At 67.6% G+C, this 1,153-nt stretch carries 1 protein-coding gene and 1 pseudogene; both read left to right on the top strand.

The window, feature by feature from the left end; genetic code table 11:
- Positions 1 to 46 precede the first annotated feature (46 nt).
- Positions 47 to 532: pseudogene (locus tag D7Y11_RS45425) on the top strand (helix-turn-helix domain-containing protein); the annotation flags it as partial.
- 43 nt (positions 533 to 575) lie between these two features.
- Complete coding sequence (locus D7Y11_RS42635; protein ID WP_120581750.1) at positions 576 to 1,139, top strand: transposase; 564 nt, start codon at positions 576 to 578, stop codon at positions 1,137 to 1,139.
- The last annotated feature ends 14 nt before the right edge of the window (positions 1,140 to 1,153 follow it).

Raw genomic sequence — 1,153 nt, 5'->3', positions numbered from 1 at the left:
CTAAGCCAACCGGAGTAATTCCGTTCAGGGGTACGCTGCGTTGGTAATGAGCAGCGTGCGCCGGAAGAGGCCCCAGCAGGGCGTGCGGCTAACTGCCGGGCAGCGGCGCCTCCTGACAGGGCTGCTCCGCCGCGGCGGGCAGCAGGGAGTGGCGCTGCGTGCCGCGGCTCTCCTGTTGTCTGCCGAAGGGCAGAGCGCCACCCAGGTGGGCAGAACATTGGGTGTCACTCCCCGGGCCGTGTACGCGTGGCGTCGGAGGTGGCGCCAGGAAGGTGTCCAGGCACTGGAGGCCCGTGCGCATCCAGGTAGGCCCTCCCGCCTGACACCTGCGGCGGTAGAGCTGCTGCTCAAGGACGTAGAGAGCAACCCGCGAGAGCAGGGGTACGCCTTCGCACGCTGGACGTGCGCGCGTCTTGCCGCGCACCTTCAGCAGCATGCCGGCGTGAGCATCAGCCCCGATTGGGTGGGAGAGGTGCTGCGGCGCCATGGCTTTGCCTGGCGACGCACGAAGCTGACGCTCAAGGGGCTGGCGGACGAGGAGCAAAAAAGCGCGCGCCCAAAGGCGCCTCAACTCCTTGAAAAAGCAGGCCTCCCAGCCGGGCGCGCTCTTCGAGTTGTGGTACGCGGACGGGGTGAGGTTCGACCTATTGCCCTCGGTGCGCTCCGCCTGGCGCCGCCGAGGCGAGCGCCTCGCACTGCCCACCCCGGGCAAGAACGTGCGCGTGGGAGTGGTGGGCGCGGTGCGCTACCCGACGGGAGATTTCCGCTTCGCGCACCAGCCCAAGAGCGTCACCACTGCTCTCTTCCTCGCCGTGCTGGAGACGCTGGTGAAACGCGCGAAGCGGACAGGCCGCCGCATCGTGCTGGTGCTCGACAACGGCGGCTGCTTCACCAGCCGTGCTTCGACAGCCGCGATTGAGGCCGCCGTCCCCTACGTGCGCGTCTTCTGGTTGCCGCGCTACACCTCAGAGACCCTCAACTGGGTTGAGGGCTTCTGGGAGGAGCTGAAGTCCACCTACTTCAGCCGCATGCTGACGGCGGACCGTGACGCCTTCTATGATGAGGCCGTTCTCCTGCTGCGCCGCGTCCGCAGGCGCGGCAGGCTCCCCATCTGGGCCAACACCCCTGAACGGAATTAGTCGGGATGGCTTAG

It is taken from the genome of Corallococcus sp. AB018 (genome assembly GCF_003986945.1).
GTDB lineage: Bacteria > Myxococcota > Myxococcia > Myxococcales > Myxococcaceae > Corallococcus > Corallococcus exiguus.
The sequence above is the reverse complement of the archived record's forward strand: the minus strand, read 5'-3'. Positions and strand labels throughout refer to the sequence as shown.